This is a genomic window from Rhodopseudomonas sp. NSM (assembly GCF_052445935.1).
In the GTDB taxonomy this organism is placed as follows: Bacteria; Pseudomonadota; Alphaproteobacteria; order Rhizobiales; family Xanthobacteraceae; genus Rhodopseudomonas.
In genome coordinates this window covers 646,914-664,049 of sequence record NZ_JBQTCH010000001.1, presented here as the reverse complement: position 1 = coordinate 664,049, position 17,136 = coordinate 646,914, and the positions used below count along the sequence as shown (strand labels likewise).

Here is a 17,136-nt window from a genome sequence, read left to right as displayed (position 1 = left end):
AGAATCAAGCGCCGTTCAGGACGATCACCAATTCCCGCGCGAGCAGCGGCGCGCCCGCGCCGTCGATCGCCATGCTGTCGGCCCCGAGCGATCCCACCAGTTCCGGCCGACTCACCAGCATCGGTCCGCCGACGATGACGCCGATCCGGCGGTTGCGGGAATCGCGTCGAATGTCGATGATATTGCGCTTCAGCTCGTCCAGCCGACGATCGCTCGTCACCGAGAAGCCGATCACGTCGAACCAGCGCTCTGCGACCAGCGCCGACATCTCACGATGCGTGGCAAACGGGCCGGTGCAGATATCCCAGCCGTCGTTCCGGAAAAACTCCGCGACCATCGCGAGTCCGAAGCTGTGTTGTTCGCCGGGGAGGGTGGTCAGCAGCACAGCACCGCTGCGCTGAATGCCCTCGTTCGGGGCGTAGTTCTCGCCGATCTGGCGAAGGATACGCTGCAGGCGACTGACGCCGAGCGTGACGTTGGCGAAATCAGTTGTGTCGTCCTCCCACATCTCACCCAGCCGTCGCGCCGCGGGCGCCAGCAGGTTGAGGAAGATCAAATCAGTGGAGGCCCCTCGCGCGATAAGACATTCGACATAGGCGAAGGCCGCGCTCTCGTCGAGGCCGAGCACCAGAAGCGTGAACTGTTGCACTTCAAACGGCGCCGCTGAATCGGCCTGGACGGGAATATTCGGGAAGGACATGGAGCGTAGGGCGAAGCCGACCTGGGGAAGGATCTGGGTACGTAACGATCGAACGAGACCTTTGCCGGTGATCGGCGACCTGTATCGCCAGATCGGCTCGGGAGGCGAAAACACCAGGGACCCTGAGGGTATTTGGGTCCGGTCGGCGTCGGGGTCGTGCGGAAGCGAAAGCTCGTTCCGGTCGGTCATTGGGTACTCCCTCCTAACCAGATAACCCGAACGGCCTTCTGACCGTCAAGTTTAATTTACGTATGGTTTGGTTGACAGTCCTGTCGTCCGAGACTAGCCTTTGTCGATCAGCCGCACTTAGGGAGTGGCGCGGTGCACCGCAGAACAGCATCAGATCAAGAAAATGAAGTTCTCGGTGCGATGGTGACTGCCCCCACGCCGCGTTCGTCGGTATCGCATCACCGCGACCTCGATGTGTCAAATGTTCTTTACATAGAGACCGTCAAAACATCTTCCGCAGTGCCACATGGCACATCGGACGGCGGTCCGGAGGTTCGGCAGCCCTTGCAACCGCTTAAGACGCTTTACACCCCGGAAGAGCGGCTTCGCCGCGATGCAACAAAATGGACGCTGGTGCAGGGCATCCTGGCGCCGGTCCAGTTTCTTGTCTTCCTGATCAGCCTCGGGCTCGTGCTCCGATATCTCTCGACCGGCGACGGCTACACCGCCGCGACCGCATCGATCGTGATCAAGACGCTGGTGCTCTACACCATCATGATCACCGGCGCGATCTGGGAGCGCGAGGTGTTCGGCTGCTATCTGTTTGCGCCTGCATTCTTCTGGGAGGATGTGTTCAGCTTCCTCGTGCTCGCGCTTCACACCGCTTATCTGGTGATGCTGTTCGCCGGCATCGGCGATCCACGTCAGCAGATGCTTGTGGCGCTCGCCGCCTATGCGACCTACGTCGTCAACGCAGCGCAATTCCTGCTCAAGCTCCGCGCCGCGCGCCGTGACGAGCGGATCGCCGCGATGAGCGCTCCCGGCGTCTCGGGGAGCCGCGCATGACCGTTCACGTCCAACCTTGCGCCGCGCCAGCGGAAGACCCGGTTTCGCGGGAGGTTCGCACCGAGAGCGGCCAGCGCGAAGTGTTCTGCGGGCTGACCGGCATCGTCTGGCTGCACCGCAAGATTCAGGATGCATTCTTCCTCGTGGTCGGATCGCGCACCTGCGCGCATCTGATCCAGTCCGCCGCGGGCGTGATGATCTTCGCCGAACCACGGTTCGGCACGGCGATCATGGAAGAGAAGGATCTGGCCGGTCTCACCGACGCCAATGACGAACTCGACCGCATCGTCACGCAATTGCTGACGCGGCGCCCCGATATCAAGCTGCTGTTTCTGGTCGGCTCGTGCCCGTCGGAAGTGATCAAGCTCGATCTGTCGCGCGCGGCCCTGCGGCTGTCGCAGCGGTTCTCGCCCGGCGTCCGGATTCTCAACTACTCGGGCAGCGGCATCGAAACGACCTTCACCCAGGGTGAGGATGCCTGCCTGGCGTCGCTGGTGCCGGCGCTGCCCGCCGCGCAGGACGAAACCTCGTCGCTGCTGGTGGTCGGCTCGCTCGCCGATGTGGTCGAAGACCAGTTCATGCGGATGTTCGATGCGCTCGGCATCGGCCCGGTGCAGTTCTTTCCGCCGCGCAAATCGACCGCGCTGCCCAGCGTCGGGCCGAACACCAAGATCCTGATGGCGCAGCCGTTCCTGCCGGACACCGTACGCGCGCTGCAGGAGCGCGGCGCCAAGCGGCTCGCCGCGCCATTCCCGCTCGGCGTCGAAGGCACTACCGGCTGGCTGCGCGCCGCCGCCGATGCGTTCGGGATCGACGCTGCGAAATTCGACCGGGTGACCGAGCCGAACCGCGCCCGCGCCGAACGCGCGTTGTCGGTCTACAAAACCCAGCTCGCGGATCGCCGCATCTTCTTCTTCCCCGACTCCCAGCTCGAAATTCCGCTGGCGCGTTTTCTGGCGCGCGAACTGTCGATGAAGCTGGTCGAAGTCGGCACGCCGTATCTACATCGCGAGCATCTCGCGGAAGAGCTGAAGCTGCTGCCCGCCGGCGTCGCGCTGACCGAGGGCCAGGACGTCGACCTGCAGCTCGACCGCTGCCGCCTCGCGCGCCCCGACATCGCCGTCTGCGGCCTCGGCCTCGCCAATCCGCTCGAGGCCGAAGGCATCACCACGAAATGGTCGATCGAACTCGTGTTCACCCCGATCCAGGGCTACGAGCAGGCGGCCGATCTCGCTGAATTGTTCGCGCGCCCGCTCGTGCGTCGCGCCAAGCTGGTGGCCTGATCATGCAGCTCACCGTCTGGACTTATGAAGGACCTCCCCATGTCGGCGCGATGCGAGTCGCCACCGGCATGGAAGGGCTGCACTACGTGCTGCACGCGCCGCAGGGCGACACCTACGCCGATCTGCTGTTCACCATGATCGAGCGTCGCAACAAGCGGCCGCCGGTGACCTACACGACCTTCGCCGCGCGCGATCTCGGCCGCGACACCGCCGAACTGTTCATGACGGCCGCGCGCGACGCCTATGCACGGTTCCAGCCGCAGGCGATGATCGTCGGCGCGTCCTGCACCGGCTCGCTGATCCAGGATGATCCGGGCGGGCTGGCGAAATCGCTCGGCTTCCCGATTCCGGTGATCGCGATCGATCTGCCGGCCTATCAGCGCAAGGAAAACTGGGGCGCCGCCGAAACGTTCTACCAGCTGGTCCGCGCGCTCGCCGGTCCCAACGCGCCGCCGCCCGGCACCAAGCGCGCGGAGCGGGCCGCGGGCGTTCGCCCGAGCTGCAATCTGCTCGGGCCGACGGCGCTCGGCTTCCGCCATCGTGACGACATCACCGAGATCACCGGACTGCTCGGAAAGCTCGGCATCGACGTCAACGTCGTGGCGCCGATGGGGTCGACGCCGGCGGATATCGCGCGGCTCGGCGACGCCGATTTCAACGTGGTGATGTATCCGGAAATCGCCGGGCAGGCGGCGTCCTGGCTGCACCGCATCTTCCATCAGCCGTTCACCAAGACGGTGCCGATCGGCGTCTCCGCGACCCGCGATTTCATCAGGGAAGTGGCCGAACTCGCCGGTGTCGATCCCGCGGCCGTGCTGCAGGATGCTTCGAGCCGGCTGCCGTGGTACTCGCATTCAGTCGACAGTACCTACCTCACCAACAAGCGCGTGTTCATCTTCGGCGACGCCACCCACGCGATCGCCGCGGCCCGGATCGCGTCGGAAGAGCTCGGCTTCAAGGTGGTCGGACTCGGCAGCTACAGCCGCGAATTCGGCCGCGAACTGCGCGAGGCCGCCAAGCGCTACGATGTCGAGCCGCTGATCACCGACGACTATCTCGAGGTCGAGGCCAAGGTCGCCGAGCTGCACCCCGAGCTGGTGCTCGGCACCCAGATGGAGCGTCACATCGCCAAGCGCCTCGGCGTTCCCTGTGCCGTGATCTCGGCACCGGTGCACGTTCAGGACTTCCCGGCGCGCTACGCGCCGCAGATGGGCTTCGAAGGCGCCAATGTGATCTTCGACACCTGGGTCCATCCGCTGATGATGGGCCTCGAAGAGCATCTGCTGACGATGTTCAAGGACGATTTCGAGTTCAAGGACGGCGCGATGCCGTCGCATCTCGGCACCGGCCACGCCGCGCCCGTCGCGGAAGTCGTCGCCGAGCCGGCGGCCTCTGTGGCTGCTCCCGCTGCACCCGACGTCGCGCCAGCTCCCGGTCAAGCCGCAGCGGCAGCGGCAGCCGTGTGGGCGCCCGAAGCCGAGAAGGAACTGCAGAAGATACCGTTCTTCGTTCGCGGGAAAGCCCGCCGGAATACCGAGCGATTCGCCAACGAGAATGGCGTCGCAACCATCACTGTCGAGACCTTGTACGATGCAAAAGCGCACTTCGCACGCTGACAAGACGCCAGTTCGTGTCGTCATCGTTACTATGGACAGCCATCTGTCCGGCGCCGCCGCGCGCGCGCGGGATCTGCTGCGTCGCGACTATCCCGGGCTCGAGTTGACGGTCCACTCCGCCGACGAGTGGGGCACCGACGATACCGCGCTGTCGCGTTGCGTCGCCGACATCGGCACCGGCGACATCGTCATCGCCACCATGCTGTTCCTCGACGATCACGTCCGCGCGGTGATGCCCGCGCTGCAGGCGCGCCGCAACGATTGCGATGCGCTGGTGTGCTGCATGTCGGCGGGCGAGGTGGTCAAGCTGACCCGCGTCGGCAAGTTCGACATGAGCGCCGAAGCGCTCGGCATGATCAACTGGCTGAAGAAGCTGCGCGGCAAGAAGACCGAAGGCGGCGCCGGCAAGGGCGAGATGAAGATGCTGCGGCAGTTGCCGAAGCTGCTGCGCTTCATCCCCGGCACTGCGCAGGATATGCGCGCGTACTTCCTGACGCTGCAATACTGGCTGGCGGGTTCGGAGCAGAACATCGCCAACATGGTGCGCCTGCTGATCGATCGCTACGCCAGCGGTCCCCGCAAGGTTCTGCGCGGCGTCGCCAAGGTCGAGTCGCCGGTCGAATACGCCGACATCGGCGTGTATCACCCGAAGATGAAAGGGCGGATCGCGGAATCGGCCGACAAGCTTCCGGCCGGCCCTGCCGACGCCAAGGGCACGGTCGGCGTACTGCTGCTGCGCTCCTATCTGCTCGCCGGCAATTCCGGTCACTACGACGGCATGCTGGAAGCGTTCGAGGCCAAGGGCCTTCGCGTGATTCCGGCGTTCGCCTCGGGTCTCGACCAGCGCCCGGCGATCGAGCGCTTCTTCATGAAGAACGGCCGTCCGACGGTCGACGCGGTGGTTTCGCTCACCGGCTTCTCGCTGGTCGGCGGTCCCGCCTACAACGACTCCAAGGCGGCCGAGCACATCCTCGCCGAGCTCGACGTGCCGTATCTCTCGGCGCACCCGGTCGAATTCCAGACGCTCGAGCAATGGGCGGCGTCGGATCGCGGGCTGATGCCGGTGGAAAGCACCATCATGGTGGCGATCCCCGAACTCGACGGCTCGTCGGGCCCGATGGTCTATGGCGGCCGTTCCGACGGCGGCGACGTCGCCTGCCCGGGTTGCGACAGGTTCTGCAAGTTCGACCGCAACGAGACCGGCGGCGACATGAACATCTGCATCGAGCGGGCGCAGATGCTGGCATCGCGCACCGCGCGGCTGGTCGCGCTACGCCGCAGCGAGCGCAAGGAGCGCAAGGTCGCAGCCGTGCTGTTCAACTTCCCGCCGAACGCCGGCAACACCGGCACTGCGGCCTTCCTCGGCGTGTTCGAGTCGCTGCACAATACGCTGAAGGCGATGAAGGCCGAGGGCTACACAGTCGAGGTGCCGGACACCGTCGATGCGCTGCGCGAAGCCATCATCAACGGCAATGCGTCGCGGTTCGGGGCCCATGCCAACGTCCATGCCCGCGTCCCGGCCGGCGACCATGTGAAGAACGAGCGCTGGCTGCGCGAGATCGAAGGGCAGTGGGGACCGGCGCCGGGCAAGCATCAGAGCGACGGCAGCTCGATCTTCGTGCTCGGTGAGCGCTTCGGCAACGTCTTCGTCGGCGTTCAGCCGGCGTTCGGCTACGAAGGCGATCCGATGCGGCTGCTGTTCGAGAAGGGATTTGCGCCGACCCACGCCTTCTCGGCGTTCTATCGCTGGATCAGGCAGGATTTCGGCGCTCACGCCGTGCTGCATTTCGGCACCCACGGCGCGCTCGAATTCATGCCCGGCAAGCAGACCGGCCTGTCCGGCACCTGCTGGCCCGATCGCATGATCGGCGATCTGCCGAACATGTACATCTACGCCTCCAACAATCCCTCCGAAGGCGCGATCGCCAAGCGGCGCTCGGCGGCGACGCTGATCAGCTATCTGACTCCGCCGGTCGCCCATGCCGGTCTGTATCGCGGGCTTCTCGAACTGAAGTCCTCGATCGAGCGCTGGCGCGGCCTGACGCCGGAGGAAGAAACCGAGCGCACCAATCTCGCGGTGCTGGTACAGGCGCAGGCCTCGGCCCTCGACCTGACTCCGGCCGAACCGGCCTGGACCGAGGAAGAAGCCGGCACGACCATCGCCAAGCTCGCCGACGCGGTGCTTGAGATGGAATACGCGCTGATTCCGCACGGCCTGCATGTCGTCGGCAACGTCCCCTCCGAAGAGGAGCGGGTCGAAACGCTGGAAGCCGTCGCCGATGCGATGCACGGCAAGCGCCTGGATAAGTCGCTGCTCGAAGCGCTGGTGCGCGGCGGTCATCCAGAGCATCTGTCCGGCAATGGTCCGGAGGCGGAAGCCACTCTCGCGATGCTTCACGAACTCGCCGGCATCGACCGGATCCTCGCCGAGGACCACGAGATCCCGAGCATCCTGCGGGCGCTCGACGCCAAATTCATCCGGCCGGCGCCGGGCGGCGACCTGCTGCGCACGCCGGCGGTGCTGCCGACCGGCCGCAACCTGCACGGCTTCGACCCGTTCCGCATTCCCAGCACCTTCGCGCTGCAGGACGGCGCCAAGCAGGCGCAGCGGCTGATCGACAAGCACGTTGCCGAGGGCAATCCGCTGCCGGAGACGGTGGCGATCGTGCTGTGGGGCACCGACAATCTCAAGAACGAAGGCGCGCCGATCGGCCAGGCGCTGGCGCTGATGGGCGCCAGACCGCGGTTCGACAGCTACGGCCGTCTCGCCGGCGCCGACCTGATCCCGCTCGACGAACTGCAGCGGCCGCGGATCGACGTGATCATCACCATGTCGGGCATCTTCCGCGATCTGCTGCCGTTGCAGATCAAACTGCTCGCGGAAGCCGCATTCATGGCGGCGAGCGCCGACGAGCCGGCCGATCAGAATTTCGTCCGCAAACATTCGCTGGCCTATCAGGCCGAGCACAAATGCGACATGGAGACCGCGTCGCTGCGGGTGTTCGGCAATGCCGATGGCGCCTACGGCTCCAACGTCAATCATCTGGTCGAGAACAGCCGCTGGGAAGACGAAGACGAGCTCGCCGAGACCTATACGCGGCGCAAGAGCTTCGCCTACGGGCTGAAGGGCCAGCCGGTGCAGCGCGCCGACCTGCTCAAGAGCGCGCTCGCCGACGTCGACCTCGCCTATCAGAATCTCGACTCGGTGGAACTCGGCGTCACCACCGTCGATCACTATTTCGATACGCTCGGCGGCATCAGCCGCGCGGTGCGCAAGGCCAAGGGCGGGCAGGCGGCGCCGGTGTATATCGGCGACCAGACCCGCGGCGCCGGAACGGTGCGAACGCTGTCGGAGCAGGTCGCGCTCGAGACCCGGACCCGGATGCTCAATCCGAAATGGTACGAGGGCATGCTCAAGCACGGCTACGAAGGCGTGCGGCAGATCGAAGAGCACGTCACCAACACCATGGGCTGGTCGGCCACCACCGGTGAAGTCGCACCTTGGGTGTATCGCCAGCTCACCGAAACCTTCGTGCTCGATCCCGAAATGCGGGAACGCCTCGCCGCGCTCAATCCGGTGGCGTCCGCGAAGGTCGCCAACCGCCTGATCGAAGCGCACGAACGCAACTACTGGTCTCCGGACCCTGAAATGCTCGAGGTCCTGCGCAAGGCAGGCGAAGAGCTCGAGGATCGCCTGGAAGGCGTGGGAGTGGCCGCATGAACATTCTGACTGATCCCCTCAAGTTGAAGACCACGGGCTGCGCCGACGCCAACGCCTCGAAATGCGCCGAAGGCGACGGCGAGGGCAGCGTCCAGGTGCAGCTCGATCCGACCGTCAAGATCGGCAGCGCCAAGGTGTTCTCGATTTACGGCAAGGGCGGCATCGGCAAGAGCACGACGTCGTCGAACCTGTCGGTCGCGTTCTCCAAGCTCGGCAAGCGCGTGCTGCAGATCGGCTGCGATCCGAAGCATGACTCGACCTTCACCCTGACCAAGCGCCTGATCCCGACCGTGATCGACGTGCTGGAAGAGGTAAACTTCCACTCCGAGGAACTGCGGCCCGAGGACTTCGTGTTCGAAGGCTACAACGGCGTGATGTGCCTCGAGGCTGGCGGTCCGCCGGCCGGCACCGGCTGCGGCGGCTATGTCGTCGGCCAGACCGTGAAGCTGCTGAAGGAACATCATCTGCTCGAAGACACCGACGTGGTGATCTTCGACGTGCTCGGCGACGTGGTGTGCGGTGGCTTCGCCGCCCCGCTGCAGCATTCCGAGCGCGCGATGATCGTCGCCGCCAATGATTTCGACTCGATCTTTGCCGCCAACAGAATCGCCGCGGCGATCCAGGCGAAGTCGAAGAATTACGGCGTGCGACTGGCGGGAATCATTGCCAATCGCAGCCGTGAGACCGACCAGATCGACAAGTTCGGCGCGGCCACCGGTATCCAGCGTGTCGCGCATCTGCCGGATCTCGATGTCATCCGGAAGAGCCGTCTCAAAAAAATGACACTTTTTGAGATGGATCACACCGACGAAATCCTGGCTGTGCAACAAGAGTATCTTCGGCTCGCTACCGAGATGTGGGAGGCGAAGACGCCCCCCGTCCAGGGCAAGCCGCTGAAGGATCGCGACATCTTTGATCTCCTGGGATTTGATTGATGGCGTTGGGCAGCTACATCGAGCGACGCGGAGAGCTTGAGACCTATTTCGACCGCACCGCGGCCGATACCTGGGCCAAGCTCACGTCGGACGCGCCCGTGAGCGGCATCCGCGCAACCGTGCGGGCCGGTCGCGACGAGATGCGCAACACGCTGTTGTCGTGGCTGCCTGCCGACATGACCGGTACGCGGCTGCTTGATGCCGGCTGCGGCACCGGTGCGCTGTCGATCGCGGCGGCGCGGCGCGGCGCGAAGGTGCTCGCGATCGATCTGTCGCCGACGCTGGTCGGCGTCGCGCGCGAGCGCCTGCCGGAAGACATCGATCCGGCGGCGATCGATTTCCGCTCCGGCGACATGCTCGATCCCGAACTGGGCGAGTTCGACTTCGTCGTCGCGATGGACTCGCTGATCCACTATCTGCCGCACGACATCTGCCGGATCCTCGCGACGCTTTCGTCGCGCACCCGCCGGTCGATGGCGGTGACGTTCGCGCCGAAGACGCCGGCGCTGGCGCTGATGCATTTCGTCGGCGGGTTCTTCCCGCGCGCTGATCGTGCTCCCGCGATCGAGCCGGTGAGCGAGAAGAAGCTGCTGAAGCTGATTTCCGAAGATGCGCTGCTTGCGCAGTGGCAGCCTGGCCGCACCCATCGGGTGTCGTCCGGCTTCTACACATCGCAGGCGCTGGAGATGGTTCGACGATGAGCCAGTTGGCGGCGACATTGGCGAAAGGCTGGATGCGTCTCGGAACGCGTTTCCTGCCGTTCGCCGACGCGGCGACGAAAGAGCTTCCGCTCGGCCGTCTGCTGCGCCTGTCGCTGTTCCAGGTCTCGGTCGGCGCTTCGGTCGTGCTGCTCAACGGCACGCTGAACCGGGTGATGATCGTCGAGCTCGGCGTTTCCACCTTGCTGGTCTCGCTGATGGTATCGCTGCCGCTGGTGTTCGCGCCACTTCGGGTGCTGATCGGCTTCAAGTCGGACAATCACCGCTCGGTGCTGGGCTGGCGCCGTGTGCCTTACATCTGGATGGGCACGCTGCTTCAATTCGGCGGCTTCGCAATCATGCCGTTTGCGCTGCTGGTGCTGTCCGGCGGCGGGGAATATCCTGCTGACTACGGCAAGGTCGGCGCTGCTTTGGCGTTCCTGTTGGTCGGCGCCGGTTTGCACACCACCCAGACCGCCGGCCTCGCGCTCGCGACCGATCTGGCGCCGGAACAGTCGCGCCCCCGTGTGGTGGCGTTCCTCTACGTCATGCTGCTGGTCGGGATGACCGGCAGCGCGCTGCTGTTCAGCGAACTGCTCCGCAATTTCAGCGAGCTCCGCCTGATCCAGGTGATTCAGGGCGTGGCTGTCACCCAGTTGCTGCTCAACATCGTCGCGCTGTGGAAGCAGGAAGCACGCAATCCGAAACTCACATCCGTGAACCGCCCGCGGCCGCAGTTCAACCAGTCCTGGGCGCGCTTCCGCGCTGCCGGCGGTTCGAACCGGATGCTGATCGCGGTCGCGCTCGGCACCGCGGGTTTTTCGATGCAGGACATCCTGCTGGAGCCCTATGGCGCCGAGGTGCTCAAGCTCTCCGTGGGTCAGACGACGGCGCTGACCGCGTTTTTCGCGCTCGGTACGCTGGCCGGCTTCGGCATTGCGGCGCGCACGCTCGGCCGCGGCGGTGATCCGTATCGTCTGGCCGGCTTCGGCGCTTTGATCGGCATCTTCGCCTTCGCAGCCGTGGCGATGGCTGCGCCCGCGCAATCGGTGCTGCTGTTCAGGATCGGCACCGCGCTGATCGGGCTCGGCGGCGGCCTGTTCGCAGCCGGCACGCTGACCGCGGTGATGGCGATCGGCTCCGAAAGCGAGCCCGGGCTTGCGCTCGGCGCCTGGGGCGCGGTGCAGGCGACCGCTGCGGGCAGCGGCATTCTGCTCGGCGGCGGCCTGCGCGATCTGTTCGCCTCGCTCGCCGATAGCGGCACGCTGGGCGCCGTGCTGTCGGGTCCTGCGATCGGTTACGGTTTTGTCTACAACATCGAGATCGCGTTGCTGTTCGCAACGTTGGTTGCGGTAGGTCCTCTCGTGCGCGTTGCACGGCCGAACTATGCGCAGCCTTCATCCAAGTTCGGCCTAGCCGAATTTCCAGGCTAACAAAGAGGAAGGGGTCGGTCCCATGCAACCCGGAGCGTATTTGGACTTAGCGCAGGTTACCCTGTACGTATTTTGGATCTTCTTCGCGGGTTTGGTTTTCTACCTTCGTCGTGAAGACAAGCGCGAAGGATATCCGCTGATTGCCGACACCGGCTCGGGCCGGTTGCGGAAGATCGGCGTTCCGGCTCCGCCGGATCCGAAGACCTATCTGCTGCGCGGCGGTGCGACCAGCACCGTTCCGAGCACCAGCAACGATCGTCCCAACGTCGCGCTCGCCCCGGTCGCTCCGTGGCCGGGTGCTGCGTTCGCACCCACCGGTGATCCGTTCGCCGACGGCGTCGGTCCGGGCTCCTACGCCCAGCGTCAGGACGTTCCGGAGACCGGCCTCGACAATCTGCCGATCATTGCGCCGCTGCGCGCGGCCAAGGGCATGTTCCTCGATCCGCGCGATCCGAATCCGGTTGGTATGCCGGTGGTCGGCTGTGACGGCCAGGTCGGCGGCACGGTGACCGAGGTTTGGGTCGACCGGGCTGAAGTGCTCGCCCGCTACCTCGAAGTCGAGATCGCCAAGACCAAGAAGCGCGTGCTTCTCCCGGTTCCGTTCGCGCTGATCAACAGCCCGAGCGGCCGGGTATCCGTCGACGCCATTCGTGGCGACCAGTTCGCTGGCGTCCCGACCACGGCGAAGTCGGATCAGGTGACCAAGCTCGAAGAAGACAAGATCTGCGCCTACTACGGTGCTGGCACGCTCTACGCCACGCCGATGCGTCAGGAGTCGATCGTATGACGGACGTCCCCAGCCAGTTTCGTGAGCTTCCGTCGCCCTTGCCGGAGGGAGAGCGCGTTCTCTGGCAGGGGAAGCCGACCTACAAAGGTCTGGCCATCAGATCCTTCCACATGCGGGCTGTCGCGATCTATTTCGCGCTGCTGATCGTGTGGAAGGTCTGGTCGAACTGGTCGAACGGCCAGTCCATCGGGGAGGCAGCGGCGTCCGCGTCGCTGCTCCTGATCCCGGCGATCGGCGGTCTCGCACTGCTGGCGCTTCTCACTTATCTGTTCAGGCGCGCGAGCTGTTACACGATTACCAGCAAGCGCGTCCTGATACAGACCGGCGTTGCGCTGCCGATCACCCTGAACATTCCGCTCGGCAAGATCGCCAATGCCGATCTGAACAATCATCGCGACGGCAGCGGCGACATCCCGCTGAAGATCATCGACACCAAACGCACCTCTTACGTCCTGCTATGGCCGCATATCCGGCCGTGGCGCCTGCGCGAGCCCGAGCCGATGATGCTGTCGGTTCCCGAAGCCGACAAGGTCGCCGCCACGCTGACCGAGGCGGTCAAGGCTCAGCTCGATTCCTCCGCAGTGTCACTCGTTCAAACGGCTACCAGCGGACCCAAAGAAGGCCCGTTGTCGAATTCGACGGCAACCGCAGTAGCCTGAACCGGAGATTGACATGAGCGAGGCCGCGCACAACCTCTCCGTTCCCAAGGGCGCGTTGATCGGTGCCGCCGCGATCGTACTGTTTGCGATCGGGGCGGGAGCGACAGTTCGTCTGACAGGAGTCGGACACTCCCACATGACGCCGCCGGCGACCGTGGAGAGCATCGACCTCACTTTCGAAGACAGCCCCAGCGGCCAGGTCAATATCTATCGCGCCAGCGATCACAGCCTGGTTCGCACGATCAATCCGGGCGAGTCCGGCTTCATCCGCGTGGCGATGCGCGGTCTGGCGCGCGAGCGCCTGGTGGCGGGTGTCGGATCGGCCCCGCCGTTCCACCTCGCCCGCCATGTCAACGGCCAGTACACGCTGACCGACACCGCGACCAAGAAGGTGCTCGACCTGAACGCATTCGGAGCCGACAATCTCCGCGCGTTCACCCAACTGATGACCGGCGACAACGTCGCCGGCAAGCAAGACGAAGAGAACACGGGCGGCTCGAAATGAGCACGTTCCGGATCGGGAAACGCACAAGCTTCGATGTCCCCTGCACGGTCGAGATCGAGCAGACCTCGGAGACCCTTCATGCCCATGTGATTCTCGATGGCGACATCGAGATTGGGCCCGGCGACGAAGTGATGGTTCACGACGCGCCGACCCATGTCGATTTCGGCGAACGGCTGGTCGTTCGCCGCACTGCGACCGTGGTCCGGGCGGGTTTTCTCGACAAATTCCGCGCGCGGCTCGAAGGATATCGCGAACTGACCGAACTTTACGAAGTCAGCTTCTCAGATGGGAGGGTCTCATGATTCCGATGGAAGGCGGCGCCCAGGGCGCGCTGCGAAGCCGGCCGGAAATCAAGGGCAGCGTCGAAAGTCTGAACATCGCCAAAGAGGATACGATCCTCACGCCGCGGTTCTACACCACAGATTACGCCGCGATGGACAAGCTCGACGTCAGCCTGGTCCGTTCCGAATGGAACGCGATGATGAACGAGATGCGCGCCGACTACAACAAGTCGCATTTCAAGAAGAACGACGAGTTCCTGGAAAGCGATCTCGACAAGCTTCCGCCGGAGCTGCGCGCCGAGTTCAAGGACTTCCTGGTGTCGTCGCTGACCGCGGAATTTTCCGGCTGCGTGCTTTATGCCGAGATCAAGAAGCGGATCAAGAATCCCGAAATCCGCGAATTGTTCGGCCTGCTCAGCCGCGACGAGGCCCGCCACGCCGGCTTCATCAACGAGATCCTCAAGGATCACGGCATCGGCGTCGACCTGTCGTTCCTGACCAAGGTCAAGAAGTACACTTATTTCCGGCCGAAGTTCATCTTCTACGCGACCTACCTGTCGGAGAAGATCGGCTACGCCCGCTACATCACCATCTTTCGGCAGATGGAGCGCCACCCCGAGCGCCGCTTCCATCCGATCTTCAAGTGGTTCGAGCGCTGGTGCAACGACGAGTTCCGTCACGGCGAGGCTTTCGCGCTGCTGATGCGCGCTGATCCGTCGCTGCTTTCCGGTGTCAACAAGCTCTGGATCCGCTTCTTCCTGCTCGCCGTGTTCGCCACGATGTACGTCCGCGATCATATGCGGCCGGCATTCTACGAGGCGCTCGGCGTCGACGCGGCCGAGTACGGCATGCAGGTGTTCCGCATCACCACCGAGATTTCCAAGCAGGTCTTCCCGGTGACGATCAACCTCGACGATCCGCGCTTCCTGGCGGGCCTCGAGCGCCTTCGCGTGGCGTCCGAGAAGATCGCTGACAGCCGTAGCCAGGGCTTGGTCGGCAAGTTGAAGCGGCCGTTCTATGTGGCGTCGGCCGCGCTGGCCTTCGGTCGGTTGTTCCTGCTGCCGGCCAAGCGCAACGAACTGCCCCGCGTCATCGGCCTTCGGCCGGCGTGGTAGGGGCAACGCGATGGTCTCGTATATTGGTCCACCCATCTTCGCGGCTTTCGTCTGGTGGTTCTCCACGGGCGCTGTGATGCTGCTGGTCGGCAGCGTCGGCCGCTCGAGCATGCTGCGGGTGGTCTGTGCCGGCGGAATGATCACGATCGCGCTGTGCGGCCTGTCGGTGACGGCGAACGACACCAGCGTCGCGGCCGCCTATATGGCCTTCAGCTGCATCATCTTTCTGTGGGGCGCGCAGGAGATCGCGTTTCTGTCCGGCTGGCTGACCGGCCCGCGGGCCGAGCCGTGTCCGCCGGGCGCCAAGGGCTTTGCCCGCCTCAGCTTTGCGCTGCAGGCGATCATCTATCACGAGGTCTGCCTGCTGGCTTGCGGTGCAGTCGTGGTGCTGGTCACCCTCGGCGCCGAGAACGAGGTCGGACGCTGGACCTATCTGGCGCTGTGGGTGCTGCGTCAGAGCGCCAAGATCAATCTGTTTCTCGGCGTGCCCGTCACCAACGACGAACTGATGCCGGACGCCGTGCAGTTTCTCAAGACCTACTTCGCGCGCAAGCCTGTCAGCGCGTTCTTTCCGATCTCGGTGACTTTGGCGACCGTCGTTCTGATGCTGATGATTCAGCGCATCATTGAGGTTGCCGACACGCCGTCCGAAATCGTCGCCCTGACGCTGGTATCGACTTTATTCGCTCTTGGCGTCGTCGAGCATTGGTTCATGCTGCTACCGCTGCCTGCCATCACGTTGTGGAGCTGGGGTATCCGTCCAGGTTTCTCGCCGGAGAATGTCACCATGGAACAGAATCCATCCGCCAATATTGCTGCTGCGTCAGTGCATGCGACGCAGACTTCCGAATCATCGCCGGCCGGCCCGGAGCCGCGTAGCGCGGCGCCGCAGCTCGTCGTCGTGCCGAGCGCCCGCAACGACGCAGCGCAGCCGAAGGAGCGCTCGAATTGCGCCCGCCAGCGGCTCGAAGATCAATTCCGTCAGACTTTCCTCGAGCAGCATTCGCGCGGTGGTCTGGCGCCGGCCCGGGTCGGAATCGCAGCGGAACCGGCCGCAACCATCAACGGGAGGACGTCATGAACTACGAAGCCTATTTCCGCCGTCAGCTCGAAGGCCTCCATCGTGAGGGCCGGTATCGCGTGTTCGCCGATCTCGAACGCCACGCCGGCTCGTATCCGCGCGCCACGCATCACCGGCCGGACGGCGTCGGCGATGTCACGGTGTGGTGCTCCAACGACTATCTCGGCATGGGCCAGCACCCGGCGGTGCTGAAGGCGATGCACGAGGCGCTGGACAGTTGCGGCGCCGGCGCAGGCGGGACCCGCAACATCGCGGGCACCAACCACTACCACGTGCTGCTCGAGCAGGAGCTCGCCGCGCTGCACGGCAAGGAATCCGCGCTTCTGTTCACGTCCGGCTACGTTTCCAACTGGGCCTCGCTGTCGACGCTGGCGTCGCGCATGCCCGGTTGCGTGATTCTGTCGGACGAGCTCAATCACGCCTCGATGATCGAGGGCATTCGCCACAGCCGCAGTGAGACCCGGATCTTCGCGCATAACGACCCGCGCGACCTCGAGCGCAAGCTCGCCGATCTCGATCCGCACGCGCCCAAGCTCGTCGCCTTCGAGTCGGTGTATTCGATGGACGGCGACATCGCGCCGATCGCCGAGATCTGCGACGTCGCCGATGCGCACAACGCGATGACCTATCTCGATGAAGTTCACGGCGTCGGCCTGTACGGGCCGAACGGCGGCGGCATCGCCGATCGTGAAGGACTCAGTCACCGCCTGACCATCATCGAAGGCACGCTGGCGAAGGCGTTCGGCGTCGTGGGCGGCTATATCGCCGGCTCCGCCGCGGTCTGCGATTTCGTCCGAAGCTTCGCTTCGGGCTTCATCTTCAGCACCTCGCCGCCGCCCGCGGTCGCCGCCGGCGCGCTGGCGAGCATCAAGCATCTGCGCGCCAGTTCGGTGGAGCGCGAGCGCCACCAGGATCGCGTGGCGCGGCTGCGCGCCCGGCTGGACCAGGCCGGCGTCGCCCACATGCCGAACCCCAGCCATATCGTGCCGGTGATGGTCGGCGATGCGGCGCTGTGCAAGCAGATCAGCGACGAACTGATCGACCGCTACGGCGTCTACGTTCAACCGATCAACTATCCGACCGTTCCGCGCGGCACCGAGCGGCTGCGGATCACGCCGTCACCGCAGCACTCCGACGCCGACATCGAGCATCTGGTGCAGGCGCTCAGCGAGATCTGGGCCCGGGTCGGTCTCGCCAAAGCGGCCTGACCGGGACAGGGATCTGTTCCGCCCGATCGGAAGCAGGCGCGCGCCGCAAGGCGCGCGTTTTGCGTTTGAGAGGAATGAAGAGGCGAACGGCGAAGTAAAC

The 17,136-nt window shown here is 64.9% G+C and carries 15 protein-coding genes; 14 read left to right on the top strand and 1 reads right to left on the bottom strand.

Going from position 1 to position 17,136, the window contains the following annotated elements; all coding sequences use genetic code 11:
* Nucleotides 1-4: 4 nt before the first annotated feature.
* Nucleotides 5-889 (bottom strand): cobalamin B12-binding domain-containing protein, encoded by an 885-nt coding sequence (locus tag ACTZWT_RS02965; RefSeq protein ID WP_444768219.1) that lies wholly within the window; start codon nucleotides 887-889, stop codon nucleotides 5-7.
* Nucleotides 890-1,069: 180 nt separating this feature from the next.
* Here ACTZWT_RS02965 and bchF point away from each other — a divergent pair, with 180 nt between their 5' ends.
* From bchF to hemA, 14 genes are read left to right on the top strand one after another with little or no spacing between them, the layout of a single operon-like run.
* Nucleotides 1,070-1,714 carry a 2-vinyl bacteriochlorophyllide hydratase gene (gene bchF, locus ACTZWT_RS02960; protein ID WP_444768457.1) on the top strand — a complete coding sequence of 215 codons (645 nt, stop codon included), beginning with the start codon at nucleotides 1,070-1,072 and terminating at the stop codon, nucleotides 1,712-1,714.
* A complete protein-coding gene (locus ACTZWT_RS02955; RefSeq protein ID WP_444768218.1) occupies nucleotides 1,711-2,997 on the top strand; it encodes a ferredoxin:protochlorophyllide reductase (ATP-dependent) subunit N in 1,287 nt (428 codons plus the stop codon). The genes bchF and ACTZWT_RS02955 overlap by 4 nt, the downstream gene beginning before the upstream one ends.
* 2 nt (nucleotides 2,998-2,999) lie before the next feature.
* Nucleotides 3,000-4,613 (top strand): ferredoxin:protochlorophyllide reductase (ATP-dependent) subunit B, encoded by a 1,614-nt coding sequence (bchB, locus tag ACTZWT_RS02950; RefSeq protein WP_444768217.1) that lies wholly within the window; start codon nucleotides 3,000-3,002, stop codon nucleotides 4,611-4,613.
* Nucleotides 4,588-8,334 carry a magnesium chelatase subunit H gene (locus ACTZWT_RS02945; protein ID WP_444768216.1) on the top strand — a complete coding sequence of 1,249 codons (3,747 nt, stop codon included), beginning with the start codon at nucleotides 4,588-4,590 and terminating at the stop codon, nucleotides 8,332-8,334. Before bchB ends, ACTZWT_RS02945 begins: the two co-directional genes overlap by 26 nt.
* Nucleotides 8,331-9,269, top strand: a complete 939-nt coding sequence (gene bchL / locus ACTZWT_RS02940) for a ferredoxin:protochlorophyllide reductase (ATP-dependent) iron-sulfur ATP-binding protein (protein ID WP_444768215.1) — start codon at nucleotides 8,331-8,333, stop codon at nucleotides 9,267-9,269. Before ACTZWT_RS02945 ends, bchL begins: the two co-directional genes overlap by 4 nt.
* Complete coding sequence (gene bchM, locus ACTZWT_RS02935; protein WP_444768214.1) at nucleotides 9,269-9,970, top strand: magnesium protoporphyrin IX methyltransferase; 702 nt, start codon at nucleotides 9,269-9,271, stop codon at nucleotides 9,968-9,970. Before bchL ends, bchM begins: the two co-directional genes overlap by 1 nt.
* Entirely contained in the window at nucleotides 9,967-11,400 is a 1,434-nt protein-coding gene (locus ACTZWT_RS02930) for a BCD family MFS transporter (protein ID WP_444768213.1), read from the top strand. The genes bchM and ACTZWT_RS02930 overlap by 4 nt, the downstream gene beginning before the upstream one ends.
* Nucleotides 11,401-11,422: 22 nt before the next feature.
* Nucleotides 11,423-12,187, top strand: a complete 765-nt coding sequence (gene puhA, locus ACTZWT_RS02925) for a photosynthetic reaction center subunit H (protein ID WP_444768212.1) — start codon at nucleotides 11,423-11,425, stop codon at nucleotides 12,185-12,187.
* Complete coding sequence (gene puhB / locus ACTZWT_RS02920; protein ID WP_444768211.1) at nucleotides 12,184-12,846, top strand: photosynthetic complex putative assembly protein PuhB; 663 nt, start codon at nucleotides 12,184-12,186, stop codon at nucleotides 12,844-12,846. The genes puhA and puhB overlap by 4 nt, the downstream gene beginning before the upstream one ends.
* Nucleotides 12,847-12,859: 13 nt before the next feature.
* Complete coding sequence (gene puhC, locus ACTZWT_RS02915) at nucleotides 12,860-13,351, top strand: photosynthetic complex assembly protein PuhC (RefSeq protein ID WP_444768210.1); 492 nt, start codon at nucleotides 12,860-12,862, stop codon at nucleotides 13,349-13,351.
* Complete coding sequence (locus ACTZWT_RS02910; protein ID WP_444768209.1) at nucleotides 13,348-13,653, top strand: hypothetical protein; 306 nt, start codon at nucleotides 13,348-13,350, stop codon at nucleotides 13,651-13,653. Before puhC ends, ACTZWT_RS02910 begins: the two co-directional genes overlap by 4 nt.
* On the top strand, nucleotides 13,650-14,747 hold the full coding sequence (gene acsF, locus ACTZWT_RS02905; protein WP_444768208.1) for a magnesium-protoporphyrin IX monomethyl ester (oxidative) cyclase: 1,098 nt from the start codon (nucleotides 13,650-13,652) through the stop codon (nucleotides 14,745-14,747). Before ACTZWT_RS02910 ends, acsF begins: the two co-directional genes overlap by 4 nt.
* 10 nt (nucleotides 14,748-14,757) lie before the next feature.
* Entirely contained in the window at nucleotides 14,758-15,828 is a 1,071-nt protein-coding gene (gene puhE / locus ACTZWT_RS02900; protein WP_444768207.1) for a putative photosynthetic complex assembly protein PuhE, read from the top strand.
* Complete coding sequence (hemA, locus tag ACTZWT_RS02895) at nucleotides 15,825-17,036, top strand: 5-aminolevulinate synthase (protein WP_444768206.1); 1,212 nt, start codon at nucleotides 15,825-15,827, stop codon at nucleotides 17,034-17,036. Before puhE ends, hemA begins: the two co-directional genes overlap by 4 nt.
* The last annotated feature ends 100 nt before the right edge of the window (nucleotides 17,037-17,136 follow it).

Excerpts from the sequence above, each read along its gene's own strand:
- ACTZWT_RS02955 (WP_444768218.1), top strand. The coding sequence starts at position 1,711 with ATGACCGTTCACGTCCAACCTTGCGCCGCGCCAGCGGAAGACCCGGTT.
- puhC (WP_444768210.1), top strand. The coding sequence starts at position 12,860 with ATGAGCGAGGCCGCGCACAACCTCTCCGTTCCCAAGGGCGCGTTGATC.
- bchL (WP_444768215.1), top strand. The coding sequence starts at position 8,331 with ATGAACATTCTGACTGATCCCCTCAAGTTGAAGACCACGGGCTGCGCC.
- puhE (WP_444768207.1), top strand. The coding sequence starts at position 14,758 with ATGGTCTCGTATATTGGTCCACCCATCTTCGCGGCTTTCGTCTGGTGG.
- ACTZWT_RS02965 (WP_444768219.1), bottom strand. The coding sequence starts at position 889 with ATGACCGACCGGAACGAGCTTTCGCTTCCGCACGACCCCGACGCCGAC.
- puhA (WP_444768212.1), top strand. The coding sequence starts at position 11,423 with ATGCAACCCGGAGCGTATTTGGACTTAGCGCAGGTTACCCTGTACGTA.
- hemA (WP_444768206.1), top strand. The coding sequence starts at position 15,825 with ATGAACTACGAAGCCTATTTCCGCCGTCAGCTCGAAGGCCTCCATCGT.
- puhB (WP_444768211.1), top strand. The coding sequence starts at position 12,184 with ATGACGGACGTCCCCAGCCAGTTTCGTGAGCTTCCGTCGCCCTTGCCG.
- bchM (WP_444768214.1), top strand. The coding sequence starts at position 9,269 with ATGGCGTTGGGCAGCTACATCGAGCGACGCGGAGAGCTTGAGACCTAT.
- acsF (WP_444768208.1), top strand. The coding sequence starts at position 13,650 with ATGATTCCGATGGAAGGCGGCGCCCAGGGCGCGCTGCGAAGCCGGCCG.
- ACTZWT_RS02910 (WP_444768209.1), top strand. The coding sequence starts at position 13,348 with ATGAGCACGTTCCGGATCGGGAAACGCACAAGCTTCGATGTCCCCTGC.
- ACTZWT_RS02945 (WP_444768216.1), top strand. The coding sequence starts at position 4,588 with ATGCAAAAGCGCACTTCGCACGCTGACAAGACGCCAGTTCGTGTCGTC.
- bchF (WP_444768457.1), top strand. The coding sequence starts at position 1,070 with ATGGTGACTGCCCCCACGCCGCGTTCGTCGGTATCGCATCACCGCGAC.
- bchB (WP_444768217.1), top strand. The coding sequence starts at position 3,000 with ATGCAGCTCACCGTCTGGACTTATGAAGGACCTCCCCATGTCGGCGCG.
- ACTZWT_RS02930 (WP_444768213.1), top strand. The coding sequence starts at position 9,967 with ATGAGCCAGTTGGCGGCGACATTGGCGAAAGGCTGGATGCGTCTCGGA.